The following is a 20345-nucleotide window of genomic DNA, read 5'->3' on the forward strand; positions in this document are numbered from 1 at the left end:
CCAAGGTCGCCAGGACACCGCGCAACAGCGGCCCGGCGTCCAGGTCGAGGCTGCGCTGGGCCTGATTGGCGAGGGTTTCCAGCGCGCTGGCATCGGCCACGTCACGCTGCCACAGCAAACCGTTGCTCGCCCAAGCCTGTTGTTGCGCCGCCACCTCACGGTGTTCGGCGCGCCATCCTTCGGCGGTTTCACTGAAGGACAAACGCAAGGCGTCGTGGTGCAGCACCAACGCCTGCAAGGCCTGCCCCAACACGGAAGCTTGCAACGGGCTGGCCGGTTTCAGCAGCACCGACTGGTTGTAGTGGTGACGCTCGGGAATCGCCTCGGCGAAATACGCCTGCTGGATCGGCAACAACGGTGTCGACCCTTCGGTCGACGCTTGATCGATGGCCTGCGCCTGCCCACCCATTTGGGCGACGCTCGCCAGCGCCTGCACGGTCTGGTGCTGGAACAAGTCCTTGGGGGTAAAGCGGATGCCCGTCTGACGGGCGCGGCTGACCACCTGGATGGAGACAATCGAATCGCCGCCCAGCTCAAAGAAGTTATCGCTCAAGCCGACCCGCTCGACTTTGAGCACGTCTTGCCAGATCGTTGCGATCTGTTGCTCCAGTTCACTTCGCGGCGCCACGTAGTCCTGCTGGATCTGGCTGGCGTCGGCGGTTGGCAAGGCCTTGCGATCGAGCTTGCCGTTGGCGGTCAGCGGCCATTGCTCGAGGAACAGCAGGTGCGTCGGCACCATGTAGTCCGGCAGCTCGGCCTTGAGTTGGGTCTTGATCTGTTCGCGCAGGTCGGCTTCGTCCTCGCCGACTTGCGCCGCAATCACGTAACCCACCAGTTGCTGGCCGCTCGGGCCTTCCTGGGCCAACACCAGCGCTTCGCGTACCGACACCAGGGCATTCAGGCGCGCTTCGATTTCGCCCAGCTCAATGCGGAAGCCACGGATCTTCACTTGATGGTCGATGCGGCCGACGTACTCGATCACCCCATCGCTGCGGTACTGCGCCAAGTCACCGGTGCGGTACAAGCGTGCGCCGCTGTCGCCGAACGGGTCGGGGATGAACCGCAATGCGGTGAGGTCGCCACGATTCAGATAACCCCGAGCCAGGCCGGCGCGGCCGACGTACAACTCTCCGATGCAGCCTTTCGGCACCGGATTCAAATCGCCGTCCAGCAGGTACCACGACAGGTCGGCAATCGGCTCGCCGATGGGGCTGCTGGCGTCCTGTTCCAGGTCCGCTATCGACAGCGGACGGTAAGTCACGTGCACGGTGGTTTCGGTGATGCCGTACATGTTGATCAGTTGCGGCGCCGCGTCGCCGAAGCGCTCGAACCACGGGCGCAAGGACTTGACGTCCAGCGCCTCGCCACCGAACACCACGTAGCGCAAGGCATTGCTTCGCGAGTCGGCGCAGGCTTCGTGCATCAACTGCTTGAATGCCGAAGGCGTCTGGTTGAGCACCGTCACCCCGGCGTCGCAGAGCAATTCGTGGAACTGCTGCGGGGAACGGCTGATGTCGTACGGCACTATCAACAGCTCACCACCGTGGAGCAGTGCGCCGAAGATTTCCCAGACCGAGAAATCGAACGCGTAGGAATGGAACAGGCTCCAGACATCCACCGCACCGAAGTTGAACCACGGCTCGGTGGCCTCGAACAGGCGCAGCACGTTGTGATGCGGCAGCAAGGTGCCCTTCGGGTTGCCGGTGGAACCGGAGGTGTAGATCACATAAGCGAGGTTTTCGGCGTCCATCGACACCTGCGGATCGCTGTCGGCGAATGCACTGACGTCGGCGTCCAGCAGCAGCGTTTGCACACCGTCCGGCACTGGCAGCTGATCGACCAGGGCCGCTTGGGTCAGCAGCAAACCGATGCCACTGTCCTGCATCATGTAGGCCAGACGATCCTGGGGATACGTCGGGTCCAGCGGCACGTAGGCACCGCCGGCCTTGAGGATTGCCAACAGGCCCACCAGCATGTCGAAACCACGCTCGGCCGCCAGCCCCACCAGTACATCCGGGCCAACGCCGTGGGCGATCAACTGATGGGCGCGACGGTTGGCCTGGGCGTTGAGGGCGCCGTAGGTCAGGGTTTGGGCGTTGAAACGCAAAGCGACGGCATCAGGACGCAAACGCGCCTGTTCGGCGATGCGCTGATGCAGGCAGGTCTCGCCCGGGAAGCTGCGCGGCGCCGGGTTCCATTGGCCGATGTGCTGCTGTTGCTCGGCGGCCGTCAGCAGCGGCAGTTCACCGATGCGTTGCCGGGGATTGGCGACGATGCCGTGCAGCAGGTTCAACCAGTGCTCGGCCATGCGTTGCACGGTGCTGGCGTCGAACAAATCGGTGGCATAGGTCAGCGCCGCACCGAGTTCACCCTCGGCTTCCAGGGTGTCGAGGGTCAAGTCGAACTGGGCGGTCTGGCTTTCCCATTCCTGGGCCTTGATCACCAGCCCGGGCAGCGCCGGCAGTGCCTGGCGTGCGACGCTCTGGTGGTTGTACAGCACCTGGAACAACGGGCTGTGGCTCAGGTTGCGCTCAGGCCGCAGCGCCTCGACCAGTTGTTCGAACGGCAGGTCCTGATGAGCCTCGGCGCCGATGGCCGCCTGTTTGACCTGGGCCAGCAACGCGCTGAAACGCTGCTGCGGATCGACCTCGGCCTTGAGCACCTGGGTGTTGACGAAGAATCCGATCAGGCCTTCGGTTTCCACCCGGTTGCGGTTGGCGATGGGCACGCCGACACGGATGTCCGACTGGCCGCTGTAGCGATGCAGCAAGGCCTGGAACGACGCCAGCAAAACCATGAACAACGTGCTGCCTTCGCGCTGGGCCAGCTGTCGCAACTGTTGGCCCAGGACCGGCGGCAGGTCGATGGCCAGGCGGGCGCCGGCAAAGCTCTGCCGGTTCGGGCGCGGCCGGTCGGTGGGCAGCGCCAGCAACGGCTGCTCGCCCCCCAGCACCTCGGTCCAGTACGCCAGTTGCCGTTCCCGTTCGCCGGCGTCCATCCACTGACGTTGCCACACCGCGTAATCGGCATACTGGATCGGCAGCTCGGCCAATGCCAGAGTCCCACCCTGGCTGCACGCGGCATAACCTTGTATCAGTTCCTGCACCAACAATTGCATCGACCAGCCATCGGAGACAATGTGGTGCTGGGTCAGCACCAGCACATGCTCGTCGGCCGCCACCCGCAACAGACCAACCCGCAGCAACGGGCCGTTTTGCAGGTCGAATGGCTCGGCGATCTGCTGGCGGACGAAGGCCTGGATCTGTTCGTGACCACCGTCGAGAATCTGCGGGATCACCACCGGGTTCATCTGCTCGTGAATGACTTGGAACGCTTGTTCATCGACCTGGACGAAGGTGGTGCGCAGGCTCTCGTGACGCTGCACCAGGGCGGCGAAACTCTGTTGCAAGGCCTCCAGGTCCAGGTCGCCCTGAATCCGCAGCGCCGCCGGAATGTGGTACGCCGCACTGTCGGGTTCCATCTGCCAGAGGAACCACTGGCGTTGCTGAGCGTAGGACAGCGGCAGCCGCGCCTGGTCCCGGGCAAGCCGCGGGATGCTCGCCGGCCGTGCCACGTCGCTGTGCACCAGCGCAGCCACACAAGCCTCCAGGCTGGCGTTCTCGAACAACTGGCGCAGTTGCAGGTTCAGGCCGAGCGCCTGGCGAATACGCGAGACCATCTGTGTCGCCAGCAGCGAATGGCCGCCCAGCTCGAAGAAGTTATCGCTCAAGCCGACCCGTTCGACCTTGAGCACGTCCTGCCAGATCGCCGCGATCTGTTGCTCCCGTTCACTTCGCGGCGCCACGTAGTCCTGCTGGATCTGGCTGGCGTCGGCGCCCGGCAAGGCCTTGCGGTCGAGCTTGCCGTTGGCGGTCAGCGGCCATTGCTCGAGGAACAGCAGGTGCGTCGGCACCATGTAGTCCGGCAGCTCGGCCTTGAGTTGGGTCTTGATCTGTTCGCGCAGGTCGGCTTCGTCCTCGCCGACTTGCGCCGCAATCACGTAACCCACCAGTTGCTGGCCGCTCGGGCCTTCCTGGGCCAACACCAGCGCTTCGCGTACCGACACCAGGGCATTCAGGCGCGCTTCGATTTCGCCCAGCTCAATGCGGAAGCCACGGATCTTCACTTGATGGTCGATGCGGCCGACGTACTCGATCACCCCATCGCTGCGGTACTGCGCCAAGTCACCGGTGCGGTACAAGCGTGCGCCGCTGTCGCCGAACGGGTCGGGGATGAACCGCAATGCGGTGAGGTCGCCACGATTCAGATAACCCCGAGCCAGGCCGGCGCGGCCGACGTACAACTCTCCGATGCAGCCTTTCGGCACCGGATTCAAATCGCCGTCCAGCAGGTACCACGACAGGTCGGCAATCGGCTCGCCGATGGGGCTGCTGGCGTCCTGTTCCAGGTCCGCTATCGACAGCGGACGGTAAGTCACGTGCACGGTGGTTTCGGTGATGCCGTACATGTTGATCAGTTGCGGCGCCGCGTCGCCGAAGCGCTCGAACCACGGGCGCAAGGACTTGACGTCCAGCGCCTCGCCACCGAACACCACGTAGCGCAAGGCATTGCTTCGCGAGTCGGCGCAGGCTTCGTGCATCAACTGCTTGAATGCCGAAGGCGTCTGGTTGAGCACCGTCACCCCGGCGTCGCAGAGCAATTCGTGGAACTGCTGCGGGGAACGGCTGATGTCGTACGGCACGATAAGCAACTCGCCGCCGTGGAGCAGTGCGCCAAAGATTTCCCAGACCGAAAAGTCGAACGCATAGGAATGGAACAGGCTCCAGACATCCGCCGCACCGAAGTTGAACCACGGCTCGGTGGCCTCGAACAGGCGCAGCACGTTGTGGTGCGGCAGCAACGTGCCTTTGGGGTTGCCGGTGGAACCGGAGGTGTAGATCACGTAGGCGAGGTTTTCGGCGTCCATCGACACCTGCGGATCGCTGTCGGCGAATGCACTGACGTCGGCGTCCAGCAGCAGCGTTTGCACGCCGTCCGGCACCGGCAATTGATCAATCAGGGACGCCTGGGTCAGCAGCAAACGGATGCCGCTGTCCTGCATCATGTAGGCCAGACGATCCTGGGGATACGTCGGGTCCAGCGGCACATAGGCACCACCGGCCTTGAGGATTGCCAGCAGGCCCACCAGCATGTCGAAACCGCGCTCGGCCGCCAGCCCCACCAGTACATCCGGGCCAACACCGTGGGCGATCAACTGATGGGCGCGACGGTTGGCCTGGGCGTTGAGGGCGCCGTAAGTCAGGCTGTTTTCGTTGAAACGCAAAGCAGTGGCATCAGGACGCAAACGCGCTTGTTCGGCGATGCGCTGATGCAGGCAGGCCTCGCCCGGGAAGCTGCGCGGCGCTGGGTTCCATTGGCCAATGTGCTGCTGTTGCTCGGCGGCCGTCAGCAGCGGCAGTTCACCGATGCGTTGCCGAGGGTTGGCGACAATGCCGTGCAGCAGGTTCAGCCAGTGCTCGGCCATGCGTTGCACGGTGCTGGCGTCGAACAGGTCGGTGGCGTAGCTCAGGGACGCGGCCAGCTCACCGTCGGTCTCGTGGGTGTCGAGGGTCAAGTCGAATTGGGCGGTGTGGGAACGCCAGTCGAGGCTCTCGACCTGCAATCCCGGCAGTTGCAGGGCCTGGGCCGCGCCGCCGCTCTGGTGGTTGAACATCACCTGGAACAGCGGGCTGTGGCTCGCCTGTCGCTGCGGTGCCAATGCCTGCACCAACTGCTCGAACGGCAGGTCCTGATGGGCTTGCGCCCCCAGCGAGGCCTGCTTGACCTGCGCCAGCAACTGCACGAAAGGCAAATCGCCCCGCACCTGGGCATTGAGCACCTGGGTGTTGACGAAAAAGCCGATCAGGCCTTCGGTTTCCGGGCGATTGCGGTTGGCGACCGGGACGCCGACGCGGATGTCCGACTGGCCGCTGTAACGGTGCAACAAGGCCTGGAACGACGCCAGCAAAACCATGAACAACGTCGAAGCTTCGCGCTGGGCCAGTTGCTTCAGGCCCTGGGTCAGCCCGGCGTCGAAGCGCAAGTCCAGGCGTGCGCCGCGATGGCTTTGCAGCGCCGGGCGTGGGCGGTCCGTTGGCAACGGCAGGACTTCGCCGCCATCGCCCAGCCGTTCGGTCCAGTAGGCCAACTGTCGCTCCAGCTCGCCGGCCTCCATCCATTTGCGCTGCCAGATCGCATAGTCGGCGTACTGGATCGGCAAGGGTGCCAGGGTCGGTGCCTGACCGCTGCGGTGGGCGGCGTAGAGTTGGACCAGGTCGTTGACCATGATCCGTGCGGAGGCGCCATCGCAAATGATGTGGTGCTGGGTCAGCACCAGCACATGGTCGTCGGCAGCCAGTTGCAGCAGCTTGATCCGCAGCAACGGCCCCTGTTGCAGGTCGAACAATCCAGCGATTTCGTCATCGATCAGGGTTTTGAGCGCGGCCTCATCCGCGGCTTCCGGTTCGATCGCCAGGCGCAATTGTGCCAGCACTTCTTGCCGGGGACCTTGCGGGCTGTCGACGAACACCGTGCGCAGCACATCGTGACGGGCCAGCAAGGCGTCGAAACTGCGTTGCAGCGCCGGCAGGTCGAGGGCGCCGCGCAGGCGCAGCGCCGTGGGCACGTGATAGGCCCCGCTGTGACGGTCCAGTTGCCAGAGAAACCACTGGCGCTCCTGGGCGTAGGACAGGTCCAGGGTCTCGAATTCGTCGCGCATCGCTGGGATCGGCAATGCCGCCAGGCTCATGTTTTTGCTGTGCAGCTTGTGCAGGAACGCTTGCCGTTGGGCGAGCGGTAAACGGATGAATCGCTGAACCAGAGACAGGTTATCGAGCTGAGTCATTCAAAGGGTCTCCAGGTCTGCCAGGAAATCATGCATCTCACTCAGGTCGGCGCTGGAGTGAGGGGTCAGGTGGGCCGCCAGTTGTGCGGCGTAGTCGGCCAGGGACGTGGTGCTGAACAGCAAGTCCAGGGGCACCGCGGCGCCTTGCTGCATTTGCAGGCGCGCCGTCGCTTGCGTCGCCAGCAGGGAATGCCCACCCAGTTCAAAGAAGTTGTCGTCGCGCCCTACCCGTTCGAGCTTGAGCACGTCTTGCCAGATGTCGGCGATGCCCTGTTCGAGCGCGCCTTGTGGCGCCACGTAGGCACGCAGCAGTTGCCGGGCGTCCGGCAGCGGCAGGGCCTTGCGGTCGAGCTTGCCGTTGGGGGTCAGCGGCAAGCGTTCGAGCAACAGCCAGTGCGCCGGCATCATGTAATCGGGCAGCAACGGCGCGAGCTGCGCCTTGAGGGCTTCGCGCAGGGCCGCCGGCTCAGCCGTCTCCGGATGGGCGGCGATCAGGTAGGCCACCAACTGCAGGCCGCCCGGCCCTTGCTGGGGCACCACCACGGCTTCGCGGATCGCTTCCTGGGCCAGCAGGCAGGCTTCGATTTCCCCCAGTTCGATGCGGAAGCCGCGGATCTTCACTTGATGGTCGACCCGGCCGATGTACTCGATCACGCCGTTGCCACGCTGGCGCGCCAGGTCACCGGTGCGGTACACCCGCGCGCCGTTGCCGAACGGGTCCGGCAGGAAGCGCTCGGCGGTGAGCGCCGCACGGTCGTGGTAACCCCGGGCCAGGCCGTCGCCGCCAATCAGCAGTTCGCCGATCAGCCCGACCGGGTTCGGCGCGAAGTGATCGCCGACGATGTACAGCGAGGTGTTGGCAATCGGCCGGCCGAGGTACGGCACGCGTTGCTCTTCAGTCAAGCGGTAGGCCGCCGACCAGATGGTGGTTTCAGTCGGGCCATACAGGTTCCAGACCTCGCCAGCGACATCCAGCAGCCGCTCGGCCAGGTCCTCGGCCAACGCCTCGCCACCGCACAGGCACTTGCGCCCGGCCAGCAACGCGGACGCCGGGTGGTCGAGCAACATGCGCCAGGTCGAGGGCGTGGCCTGGACCACGCTGACCTGTTGCCGGTCGATGGTCTTGAGCAGCGCCTCGGGGTCGTGGGCGCTCTGCTTGTCCACCAGCACCACGCAGGCACCGCTCAACAGCGCGCCGTACAGTTCCAGGCCGAAGATATCGAACGAGAACGTGGTCAGCGACAGCACTCGATCACTAGCGGCGATGCCCGGTTCACGGGCCATGCTGGCGACGAAATTCACCAGCGCCCCATGACGCACCATCACGCCCTTGGGCTTGCCGGTGGAACCGGAGGTGTAGATCACGTAGGCCAGGTGCTCCGCATCCAGGCGCGTCGCCGGCGCCTCGCAGGTATCACCGTCGAACCAGACACCCTCCTGATCCAACACCAATGTCTTAACGCCAACACCGCTCCCACAGGACAGCGGTAGCTGGTTGAGCAGCGAACGTTGGGTCAGCAGCAGTTCGATGCCGCTGTCTTCGATCATGTGCGCCAGGCGGTCCTGGGGGAACGCCGGGTCCAGTGGCAGGTAGGCGCCACCGGCCTTGAGGATCGCCAGCAAGGCGACAATCATCTCCACGCCGCGCTCCAGCGCGACACCGACCAATTGATCGGGCCCCACGCCCTGTTCGATCAAGCGATGGGCCAGGCGGTTGGCCCGGACATTGAGTTCGGCGTAGCTCAGCGCCTGCTCGGCGAACACCAGCGCCGTGGCATCCGGCGTTTGGCGGGCCTGGGCCTCGAACAATTGATGGACGCAACGCGCCTGTGGATAACTGGCTGCGGTGGCGTTCCAGCCTTGCACGTGCTGGCGGGTTTCGCGCTCGTCGAGCAAGCTCAGCTCGCCCAAGGAACGTTGCCCGGCGTCGGTCATTTGCACCAGCAAGCGCTGCAGATGCAGGCCGATCCGCTCGACCGAGGCCTGAGCAAAACTCGCGCACTGGTAGCTGAACTGCACCGCCAGTTCGGCACCGAGGCTGACCAGCAGGGTCAGCGGGTAGTTGGTCTGTTCCAGGTTATCCACGGCACCGAAACGCAAGCCTTCAGGCGCCCCCTGCGCCAAGGCTTCGGAAATCGGGTAGTTCTCGAACACCAGGATGTTGTCGAACAAGGCTTCGCCGCCCAGGCCAGCCCAGCGCTGGATGTCGAACAGCGCCGTGTGCTCGAACTCGCGCAAGGCCAGGTTCTGCGCCTGGACGCTGTGCAGCCAGTCGCCCAGACTCTGTTCCGGACGCGGGCTGGCGATGACCGGCAAGGTGTTGATGAACAGGCCGATCTGGCCCTCGACGCCCACCAGGTCCGCCGGCCGCCCCGCCACCGTTGCGCCAAACGCCACGCTGGCCTTGCCGGTGTAGCGCTGCAACAGCAGCAGCCAGGCCGCTTGCACCAGGGTGTTGACGGTGACTTTGGATTCCCGGGCGAACTCGGCCAGGCGTTGGCTCTGCAGCGCATCCAGCTGTACGCGGTGATGGCCGTACGGCTTCGCCGAGACGTCCTGCGCCGGGCGGGCAAACACCTGGGCCAGGCGCACCGGCTCATCCAGCGTGCGCAACTGTTGCGTCCAGAACCCTTCGCCGAGGCTCGCGTCCTGGCGTTGCAGCCAGGCGATGTAGTCGCGATAACGGCCAGCCGGACGGGCCACGCTGGCGCCGCGGTAGTGCTGCAACACTTCGCCGAGCAACTGCGCGCTGCTCCAGCCGTCCATCAGGATGTGATGATTGGTGTAGATCAGGTGATGCCGATCCGTGCCGGTGCGCACCAGGACCAGGCGCATCAACGGCGCCTGGGTCAGGTCCAGGCCTTGGGCACGCTCTTCATCGGCCAGGGTTTGCAAGGCGCCGCCAATGTCCGTCCGCCCATTCCAATCGAGCACACGGAACGGCACCTCGACCTGACGCTGGACGATTTGCACCGGCTGCGCCAGGTCGCCCTGCCAGAAGAACCCGGTGCGCAGAATGTCATGGGCATCGACCACCGCCTGCCAGGCCGCGCGGAAACGTTGCGGGTCGACGCTCTCGACGTCGAGGCGCATCTGGTTGATGTAGTCGCCACTGCCTTGTCCGAGCAAGGAGTGAAACAGCATGCCCTGTTGCATCGGCGACAGCGGGTAGATGTCGTCGACGGCCTGGGGTTGGCGCACCAGGGTATCCAGTTGCGCCTGGGTCAGCCGCGCCAACGGGAAGTCCGACGGCGTCACGCCACGGTGCTGGCTGTCGCAGCAATGACGGATGAGCGCGGTGAGTTCTTCCAGGTAGTCGTCGGCCAGTCGTTGAATGGTCGACGCCTGGAACAGGTCGCCGCTGAAGGTCCAGGTCAAGTCCAGCGCGCCGCCGAAGACTTTGCCGTCCAGCGCCAGCGGACTGCCCAGCGGGCCCTGCATGTTCAACTCTTCACCGCCATGCTCGTCGGTGGGCACAAACAGGGCATCGTCAGCCGCCGCGAAATTGCCGTCGAACTGGCCGAGATAGTTGAAGGTCAGTTGCGGCGTCGGCAAGGCCTGCAACGCTTGCCGCGCTGACGCATCGCCCAGGTGCGCCAGGGCACCGAAACCGATGCCCTTGTGGGGGATGGCGCGCAGTTGTTCCTTGATCTGCTTCAGCGAAGCAGCGAGGTCGGCAGCGGGTGTCAAACAGGCCGGGAACAGGCTGGTGAACCAGCCGACTGTGCGGGTCAGGTCGATGTGCTCGAACAGTTCTTCACGGCCGTGGCCTTCGAGTTGCACTAACACACTGTCAGCGCCAGTCCAGCGCACCATCACCCGCGCCAGGGCGGTGAGCAACAGGTCATTGACCTGGGTGCGATAGGCCGCCGGGGCTTGCTGCAACAGTTGCCGGGTAAGGGTCTTGTCCAGTGACGTGCGGACAGTCTGGGCCTGGCCATGTTGCTGCCCGCCCTGGGGGTTATCCCACGGCAACGCCGTGGAAGCGCCTTGCAACTGCTGCTGCCAGAAACCCAGCTCGGTCTGCAAGGATGGGCTGCTGGCGTAGCCCTGCAACGCTTCGGCCCAGGCCTTGATCGCGCTGGTCTTGGCCGGCAGTTGCACGACCGCACCGGCGAGCGCCTGCCGATAAGCCGTTTGCAGGTCTTCGACGAGGATCCGCCAGGACACCCCGTCGACCACCAGGTGATGCACGATCAACAGCAGGCGCTGGGTGCCATCGGCGAGGTTCGCCAGCACCGCACGGATCAGCGAGCCACCGTCCAGTTGCAGGCTGCGCTGGGCCTGATTGCCCAGCGTTTCCAACCCAGCGAGATCGGTGACGTCGGCTTGCCAGACAATCCCGTCAGCCACCCCGTCACGGTAGCCCGCCGTCCAGCCTCCGGCCTGTTCGATGAACGCCAGGCGCAGGCTGTCGTGGTGCACGACCAGGGCGTTCAAGGCCTGCTCCAGCGCCCGGGCATCCAACGCCTGGGTCGGCTTGAGCATCACCGACTGGTTCCAGTGATGACGGTCAGGAATCGCCTGGGCAAAGAACCACTGGTGAATCGGCAGCAGCGCCGTTTCGCCGCTGGCCGGTTGCTGGTCCAGCGCTTGCCGCGGTGCGCCCGTCTGCGCCACCGCCGCCAGCGCCTCGATGGTCTGGTGCTGGAACAAGTCCTTGGGCGTGAAATGAATACCGGCCTGGCGTGCGCGGCTTACCACCTGGATCGAGACGATGGAATCGCCGCCCAGTTCGAAGAAGTTGTCCCGCAGGCCCACTTGCGCGAGCTTGAGTACGTCCTGCCAGATCGACACCAGTTGCTGTTCCAGCGCGCTGCGCGGGGCCACGTAGGTCTGCTGCAATTGGCTGACGTCGGGCTTGGGCAGGTTCTTGCGGTCGAGCTTGCCGTTGGGGGTCAGCGGCAGGCGGTCGAGCCGCAGCAGATAGGCCGGGACCATGTGCGCCGGCAAGGTTGCCTTGAGCTGGTCACGCAGGTGCTCGGCGAAATCCTCCGGCACCGGTTCATTGGCCACCACGTAGGCGACCAGGCGCTTGCCACTGCCGGCGGTGCCTTCCTGGGCCACCACCACCGCTTCGCGCACGCCGTCGAGGGCTTGCAGGCTGGCTTCGACCTCACCCAGCTCGATGCGGAAGCCGCGGATCTTCACCTGGTTGTCGATGCGGTCCAGGTAATCGAAGGTGCCATCGGCCCGTTGGCGCACCAGGTCGCCGGTGCGATAGAGCAAGCCGCCGCTGCGGCTGAACGGGTCGGCGACAAAGCGCTCGGCCGTCAGGCCCGGACGGTTCAGGTAACCCCGCGCCAGCCCGGTGCCACCCAGGTACAGCTCACCGGCCATGCCTTGGGGCAGCAGGTTCAGGTCGGCGTCGAGCACATAGGCGCTGCGGTCGCCGATGCGGCTGCCGATGGGTGCATAGGCGGCGCCACACGCCACGTCGCGGCCGGCCTTCCAGATCAGCGGGGTGACCACGGTTTCGGTCGGGCCATAGCCGTTGATGATGAAGTCCGGATCGAGGGCGCGCTTGACCCGTTCGAAACTGGCGTTGGGCACCGCATCGCCGCCGAAGCAGTAGATGCGCACCTTCGGCGGATTGCCCTCGCGCTCGGCGTGCTCGGCCAGTTGTTGCAGGTACACCGGCGGGAACGCCACTACCGTCACGCCGTGTTCGCCCATGGCGTTGTAGGTCTGTTCCGGGGTCCACAGGCTGTCGTCGCGAATCAGCAGCGAGGCGCCGTGGGTCAGGCTGGTGAGCCAGCGCTCGTGGGCACCGTCGAAGGCGAAGGACATGAAGTGGAATTCGCAATCGCTGTCGCGCATTTCATAGCGCTCGCCGATGGCCTGGCAGTGCATCGCCAGCGGGCCGTGGGCCACGCTCACGCCTTTGGGGTTACCGGTGGAACCGGAGGTGTAGATCACGTAGGCGAGGTTCTGCGGATCGACGGCGACCGAGGGTGCATCCGCAGGTTGCAAGCTCAAGTCCAGGCGATCGAGTTCCAGCACTTGATTGGCGCCCTCCAGCGGCAGTTGCGCCGACACCCGGGAGTCGGTGAGCAACAGCGCCAGCCCCGAATCCTCGATCAGGTACGCCAGGCGTTCCCGTGGGTAACTGGTGTCCAGTGGCACATAGGCCGCGCCGGCCTTGAGCACCGCCAGCAGCGCGACGATCACCCCTTCGCTGCGTGGCAGGGCCACACCAACCCGGGTTTCCGGGGCTACGCCACGGGCAATCAAGGCGTGGGCCAACTGGTTGGCGCGCCGGTCGATGTCGCCATAGCTGAAGCGCTGGCCGTCGAAGATCACCGCCGTCGCCAGGGGCTTGTGCGCCGCCAGATGGGCGATGCGCTGATGCACGGCGATGTCGGTCGGGTATGGCTGCGGGTGGTTGGCAGCCTGTTGCCGGGCCTGTTCCTCGACGCTGACCAGGGCGATTTGTCCGAGGGTGCGCGTCGCCGACTCGGCGAAGCGTTCCAACAGCAGCGACAGCTGCGCGCTGATGCCGTCGATGGCCGCCGGGCTGAAATGCGCCCGGTCGAAACTGTAGTGCAGCGCCAGGGTCTGGCCGAGGGTCACGGCCACGCTCAACGGATAATGGGTTTGCTCCAGGTGGCTGACGTCGCCAAATACCGCGCCCTGCCCGGCGCCTTCTGCCAGGGCCTGGGCAATCGGGTAGTTCTCGAACACCAGGATGTTGTCGAACAGCGCCTCGCCGCCCTGCCCGGCCCAGCGCTGGATGTCCGCCAACGGCGTGTGCTCGAATTCCCGCAAGGTGAGGTTCTGCGCCTGCACGGCTTGCAACCAGGCGCCGACCGACTGGTCCGGCCGTGGCGCGGCGATCACCGGCAAGGTGTTGATGAACAGGCCGACCTGTTGCTCGATGCCCGGCAGATCCGCCGGACGCCCGGCCACGGTGGCACCGAAGGCGACGCTGTCATGGCCGGTGTAGCGTTGCAGCAACAACAACCACGCCGCTTGCACCAGGGTGTTGAGGGTGACTTTCTGTTGGCGGGCGAACTGTTCCAGGGCCTGGGTGCGGGTCGCGTCCAGGGTCTGGAAGTGATCACCATGGCCGCTGTGGATTTCGCTGGTGGACATGACGCGCGCCAACCGCGTTGGCTCTTGCAAGGTTGCCAACTGACCGGTCCAGAACGTCTCGCTCAATTGAGCGTCCTGGCGTTGCAGCCAGGCGATGTAGTCGCGATAACGCCCGACATTGGCCTTGGGCAAGCGACCGCTGTAGCGCTGCAACACTTCGCCCAGCAGTTGAGCGTTGCTCCAGCCGTCCATCAGGATGTGGTGATGGGTGTAGATCAGGTGCCAGCGCTCGGCCTCGGTCTGCACCAGCACCAGGCGCAGCAACGGCGCCTGGGCCAGGTCGAAGCCCTGACGACGCTCGGCGTCGGCGCGCTCATTCAGGGCCTCGGCGAGGTGCTCGCGCCCGCGCCAGTCGAGGACCGTGAATGGCAACTCGACCTGGCGATGAACGATCTGCAACGGCTGCTCCAGGTCACCCTGCCAGACAAAGCCGCTACGCAAACTATCGTGGGCATCGAGGGTGGCCTGCCAGGCGTCGGCGAAGCGCTGCGCATCGATGCCTTGGACGTCCACGCGCAACTGGTTGATGTACTCCCCCGCCGCCTGCTCGTACAAAGTGTGGAACAGCAAGCCCTGCTGCATCGGCGACAACGGATAGAGGTCGTCCAACTGCCCGGCGGCCATCGGCAGGTTGTCGAGTTGCGCCTGACTGATGCGGGCCAGGGGGAAGTCCGATGGCGTCGCCTGTGGCGTTTCCAGCGCGCAGCAGTGTTCGATCAACGTCCTCAGCTCGGCGAGGTAGTCAGCGGCCAGTGTCTCGATGGTCTGCTGCTTGAACATCCGCTCGCTGAACCCCCAGTTCAGGGACAACTCCCCACCGTAGACCTGGCCTTCCACTGTCAACCAGTTCGCCAGCGGCGCCCGGGCATGTTGCGCCGCGCCACTGCCTTCGCTGGAGGGTACGAACAGCGCGCCGTCGTCGAACTGCCGGTCGAACTGCCCCAGGTAGTTGAAGGTGATGCGCGGCGCCGCCAAGGCCGCCAGTTCGGCACGCACCGCCGGTTCGCCCAGGTAGCGCAGCACGCCATAGCCCAGGCCCTTGTCCGGTACGGCGCGCAGTTGCTCCTTGATGGTCTTGATCGACGCACTCAACGCCGACGCCGGGCGGAGGCTGACCGGGAACAGGCTGGTGAACCAACCGACGGTGCGGGTCAGGTCAACGCCCTCGAACAGCTCTTCACGGCCATGGCCTTCGAGCTGGATCAGTGTGCTGTCCTGCCCGGTCCAACGGCACACCGTACGGGCCAGGGCCGTCAGCAGCAGGTCATTGACCTGGGTGCGGTAGGCCCTGGGCGCCTGTTGCAGCAGTTGGCGGGTCTGTTCGGCGTCCAGCCGCACTTGCACCTTGCGCTCGTCACACGCCAGGAGCAGGCGCTCGGGGTAGTCGCACGGCAAGCCGTTGCCGGCCGGCGCATGGCCCTGGGCACGCCAGTAATCGAGGCTGTCCATGAAGCCATCGAGATGCCCGTGCAGGTGCGCGGCCCATTGTCCATACGCGCTGGTCTTGGCCGGCACCTGGATCGGCTGGCCGGCCTGCAATTGGCGGTAGAACTGTTGCAGATCGTCCAGCAGCACGCGCCACGAAACCCCGTCCACCACCAGGTGATGGATCGCCAGCAACAAGCGCTGGCTGCCATCGGCCATGTCCACCAGCAAGGCTCGCAACAGCGGCCCATCGTCCAGGTCGAGGCTGCGCTGGGCGTCGTCGCACAGAGCGTTGAGCTGTTCGACCGACGTCGCCTGGCGCTGCCACAACACACTGGCCGCCGACGGCTCGGCATAGGCTTGCTGCCAGTGGCCGTTCACCTGGGTAAAGCGCAGGCGCAGGCTGTCATGGTGCTCGACCAAACGGGCCAGGGCCGATTCCAATGCCGCGACGTCAAGGGGCTCGCCGGGCACCAGCAGCAGCGACTGGTTCCAATGTTGCCGCTCGGGAATGTCGCGCTCGAAGAACCACTGCTGCACCGGCGTCAACGGCACCGCGCCGCGCGCCAGGCCTTGATCGACCGCATGGCTGTCGCCCTGGCGCGCAACCAGCGCCAGGCTGCGCAGGGTCTGGTGCTGGAACAGGGCTTTGGGATTGAGCACGATCCCGGCCTGCCGCGCACGGCTGACCACTTGCATGGAGACGATGGAATCACCGCCCAGCTCGAAGAAGTTGTCTTCCAGGCCGATGCTGTCGAGGTTCAGCACGTCCTGCCAGATCGCCGCCAGGGCTTTTTCCATGGGGCTGTGGGGCGCGACGAATTCGCGCTGCTGCTCACTGCCGTCAATGGCCGGCAAGGCCTTGCGGTCGAGTTTGCCATTGGGGGTCAGCGGCAGTTGATCGAGGAACACCAGGTAGGCCGGCACCATGTAATCCGGCAGGTGTTCACGCAAAGCAGCCTTGAGGGTTTCGCGCAATTGCACCTGGTGCTCGGCCTCGGTCAGCACCTTGGCGTCGCTCGGGACGAGGAAGGCCACCAGTTGCTGACCGTGCTCACTGTCCTGGGCCAGCACCGCCAATTCGCGCACCTGGGGCTGTTGCAGCAGGCGCGCTTCGATCTCCCCCAGCTCGATACGGAAGCCGCGGACCTTGACCTGATGGTCGATGCGACCGACGTACTGCAAGGTGCCGTCGGCCTGGTAACGGGTCAGGTCGCCGGTGCGGTACAGGCGTTCGCCGTGGGTGGAAAACGGGTTGGGCACGTATTTCTCGGCGGTCATCGCGGCACGGCCGAGGTAACCACGGGTGATGCCCGCGCCGCTCAGGTACAACTCCGCCGAGACGCCTTGGGGCACCGGTTGCAGGTCGGCGTCCAGCAGGTAGCTGGCCGTGTGCTTGAGGGGGCGGCCGATGTTCGCCGTGCCGCCGGCGGTGCGGCGGGTCCAGGTGGAATAGGTGGTGTCTTCCGAGGGGCCGTAAAGATCGTAGACATGTTCAACGCCACCCACCTGTGGGAGTGAGCCTGTGGGAGCAAAGCTTGCTCCCACAGGCACTGACTCCACAGGCTTTGCTCCCACAGACTCACAGGGTGAATGTTGGTACAGCGCATCCACCAGGCTCTGCTTCAGCGGCTCTCCAGCGAGGTTGATGATGCGCACGCTGGCCGGGATCTCACCATTGCGCTGCAACGCGGCAATCGCCGACGGCACGGTGTTGATCAGCCGCACCTGGTCCCGGGCCGGCAGTTGCGGCAATTCCAGGGCATTGCGGGCGATGATCAGCGAGCCGCCGTTGGCCAGGGTCACGAACAGTTCCCACACCGACAAATCGAAGCACACCGACGTGGCGGCGAGTACGCCCTGGATGTCGTCGCGGCTGTAGACCGATCGGGACCAGTCGATCAGCGCCAGCACGTTGCGATGGGCAATCGCCACGCCCTTGGGTTGACCGGTGGAGCCGGAGGTATAGATCACATAGGCGAGGTTGTCTGGCGTGACGTGGGTAATCGGTGCACGGAGTGGGTACTGCCCCAGCTCGATCCGATCCAGCATCAGCACGGCGGTTTCGCTCGGTACGCTCAGCGTCGCCGCCACCGCCTGCTCGGTCAGCAAGACCCGGGCGCGGCTGTCGTCGAGCATGTAGGCCACGCGCTCGGCCGGGTAGTCCGGGTCCAGCGGCACGTAGGCGCCGCCGGCCTTGAGCACCGCCAGCAAGGCGATCAGCAGGTGTTCGGAGCGCGGCATCGCCACGCCCACGCGCACTTCCGAGCCCACGCCCAATTCGATGAGCTTGTGGGCCAGGCGATTGGCGCGGCCGTCGAGTTCGCTGTAGGTCAGTCGGGTGTCGGCGAAAGTGACGGCCAGGGCATCCGGCGTGGCCTGGGCCTGGCGAGCGATCAGTTGGTGAATGCACAGCGTCTGGTCGAACGGCGCGTCCAGCGGGTTCCAGTCATGGATCAAGCGCTGATACTCATCGGCTTCGAGCAACGGCAACTCACCGACGCGTGCATGGCTGTCGGCAACCATGCCGTGCAGCAGCCGCGTCCAGTGTCGGGCCATGCGCTCGACCGTGGCGGCGTCGAACAGATCGTTGGCGTAGGTCAGCGCCGCGTGCAGTTTGCCGGCCTTTTCCCAGGTGTCGAGGGTCAGGTCGAACTGAGTAGTGCGGCCCTGCCATTCCAGCATCGACAACTCCAGACCCGACGCGGTGCGAATGCTGGCGATGTCGGCCACGTGCGGCTGGTGGTTGTACATCACCTGAAACAGCGGCGTATGGCTGAGGCTGCGCTCCAGTTTCAGGGCTTCCACCAGGCGTTCGAACGGCAAGTCCTGATGGGCCTGGGCACCGAGGGCGGCTTCCTTGACCGTGCGCAGCAGCTCATCGACACGGGTCTGGCCGCCGAGCTTGGTGCGCAATACCTGGGTGTTGACGAAGAAGCCGATCAGCCCTTCGGTTTCGGCGCGGTTGCGGTTGGCGATGGGCACGCCGACGCGGATATCGGTGTGGCCGGTGTAGCGATGCAGCAGCACGTTGAAGGCCCCGAGCAGGAGCATGAACAGGGTGATGTTGTGCCGCTGGGCGGTGGTGCGCAGTTGCTCGGCCAGGGCCGGCTCCACGGCGAATTCAAAGCGCGTGCCGCGATAGCTGGGCATCGCCGGGCGCGGGTGATCGATGGGCAGTTCCAGCACGGGGTGTTCATCGCCCAGTTGCGCCTGCCAATAGTCGAGTTGACGCGCCTGCTCGCCGGCTTCCAGCCAGCGGCGTTGCCACAGCGCATAGTCGCTGTACTGGATCGGCAAATCGGCCAGTTGCGGCGCCACGCCCGCTTCATGGGCGTCGTAGCAGCGGATGAACTCGTCGATCAGCACGTTCATCGACCAGCCATCGGAGACGATGTGGTGCAAGGTCAGCAGCAGCACATGCTCGCGTTCATCGAGCGTGAGCAATTCGACCCGCAGCAACGGGCCGCTGGACAGGTCGAAAGGCTGCATCGATTGTGCTTCGGCGGCCTGACGCACCGCCTGTTCGCGTTCGGCGGCTGGCAAGGCGCTGAAGTCCTGGCGCCCGATCTTCAGCGCGGCGTTGGAGGGGATCTGCAGCAGGCTGTCGTCGGCCTGGCGCTGGAACACCGTGCGCAGGGTTTCATGACGGGCCACCAGGCTGGCGAAGGCTTGCTCCAGCGCCGGCAGGCTCAACGCGCCCTTGAGCCGCACCGCACCCGGCAGGTTATAGGCGCCGCTGCCCGGCTCCAGTTGCCAGAGAAACCACATGCGCTGCTGGGCATAGGACAACGCCTGGCGATCCTCGGCCTCGACGCCCCGGGGAATGGGAAAACCGCTGAACTCCACGCCCTCCTTGTCCAACGCGGCCAGGAACATCCGGCGCTTTTCCAGGGGCAACCCGATAAACCGGCGAGCAAGTTTCAAGGCGTCTTCAGCATTCATTTCTGGGGTATCCGGAATCAGTGGGCACTAGGCACAAAGGCAAGTCGTCCCTATGAAACGAATGCAAACCGGAAAAATTAGCGTTTGGGAATTTGTGTCAGGAAGGAAAAACCGTGGCGAGGGAGCTTGCTCCCGCTCGGCTGCGCAGCAGCCGCAAAATCTGCCAGCCTCGAAAGAAAGGGGGCCTGGCCTGGCTGGGGTCGCTTCGCAACCCAGCGGGAGCAAGCTCCCTCGCCACAAAAGCAGGTCGTTTAGATCAGTGGTCAGGCGCTGGTGGCCAACCCATGCCGCCGATGATGCACGCTCAACTGATCCTTGATCAGCCGCAGCACCTTGGCCTCGTGCTCATGAATGAAGAAGTGCCCACCGGCCAGCATGTCCACCGAGAAGCTGCCCGTGGTTTCCCGGCGCCAGCCCATCAGTTGCTCCGTGGTGGCCTTGTCGGCCGTGCCGCCGAACACATGCACCGGGCAGTTGAGCAGCGGCCGCTGCCGCGGCTGGAAACGTCCGCACAGTAAAAAGTCGGCCCGCAGGATCGGCAGCGTCAGGGCCATCAGTTCTTCATTGGCCAGGATCTCCTCGCTCGTACCGTTGAGGGTGCGCAGTTGCTCGATCAACTCAGCATCGGTTTTCGCCTTGGCGAAATCGCGGTCGTAGTCGGCCCGCATCGTCGGCGCCGCGGTGCCGGAGGCAAACAGCGCCACCGGTTCCGGGCTGCCGAGTTCACGCAAGGCGTGGGCGATTTCACAGGCCAGCAGCGCGCCCAGGCTGTGGCCGAACAAGGCGTACGGGGCCTGGAGCGTCGGGTACAGCTCCCGCGCCAACTGCATCGCCAACGAACCCATGTCGGTGTGCAGCGGCTCGTCGAAGCGCGCCCCGCGCCCCGGCAACTCCACTGGCTGCACGTGCAGCCATTGCGGCAACGTGCGCCGCCAGCGGCTGTACACCATCGCGCTGGCGCCGGAATAAGGCAGGCACAGCAGGGTCAGTTGGGTCACTGCGGTTTTCTCCGATCGGTCGTGTAGGGAAGATAACG

At 65.2% G+C, this 20345-nt stretch carries 3 protein-coding genes (1 of these 3 running past the window's edge); all 3 read right to left on the reverse strand.

Annotated elements, in window-relative coordinates:
- On the reverse strand, nt 1-6844 hold the 5' portion of the coding sequence (locus PBDP_RS20320) for a non-ribosomal peptide synthetase (RefSeq protein WP_212801236.1). 4244 nt of this gene lie to the left of the window's left edge; only the first 6844 of its 11088 coding nucleotides appear in the window; the start codon lies at nt 6842-6844; the stop codon falls past the left edge of the window.
- On the reverse strand, nt 6845-19309 hold the full coding sequence (locus PBDP_RS20325; protein ID WP_212801237.1) for a non-ribosomal peptide synthase/polyketide synthase: 12465 nt from the start codon (nt 19307-19309) through the stop codon (nt 6845-6847).
- A gap of 263 nt (nt 19310-19572) precedes the next feature.
- Nucleotides 19573-20307, reverse strand: coding sequence for a thioesterase II family protein (locus tag PBDP_RS20330; RefSeq protein WP_163857631.1), 735 nt, complete (start codon nt 20305-20307; stop codon nt 19573-19575).
- Nucleotides 20308-20345: the final 38 nt, after the last annotated feature.

Source organism: Pseudomonas sp. St290 (assembly GCF_018325805.1).
Taxonomy (GTDB): Bacteria; Pseudomonadota; Gammaproteobacteria; order Pseudomonadales; family Pseudomonadaceae; genus Aquipseudomonas; species Aquipseudomonas bijieensis.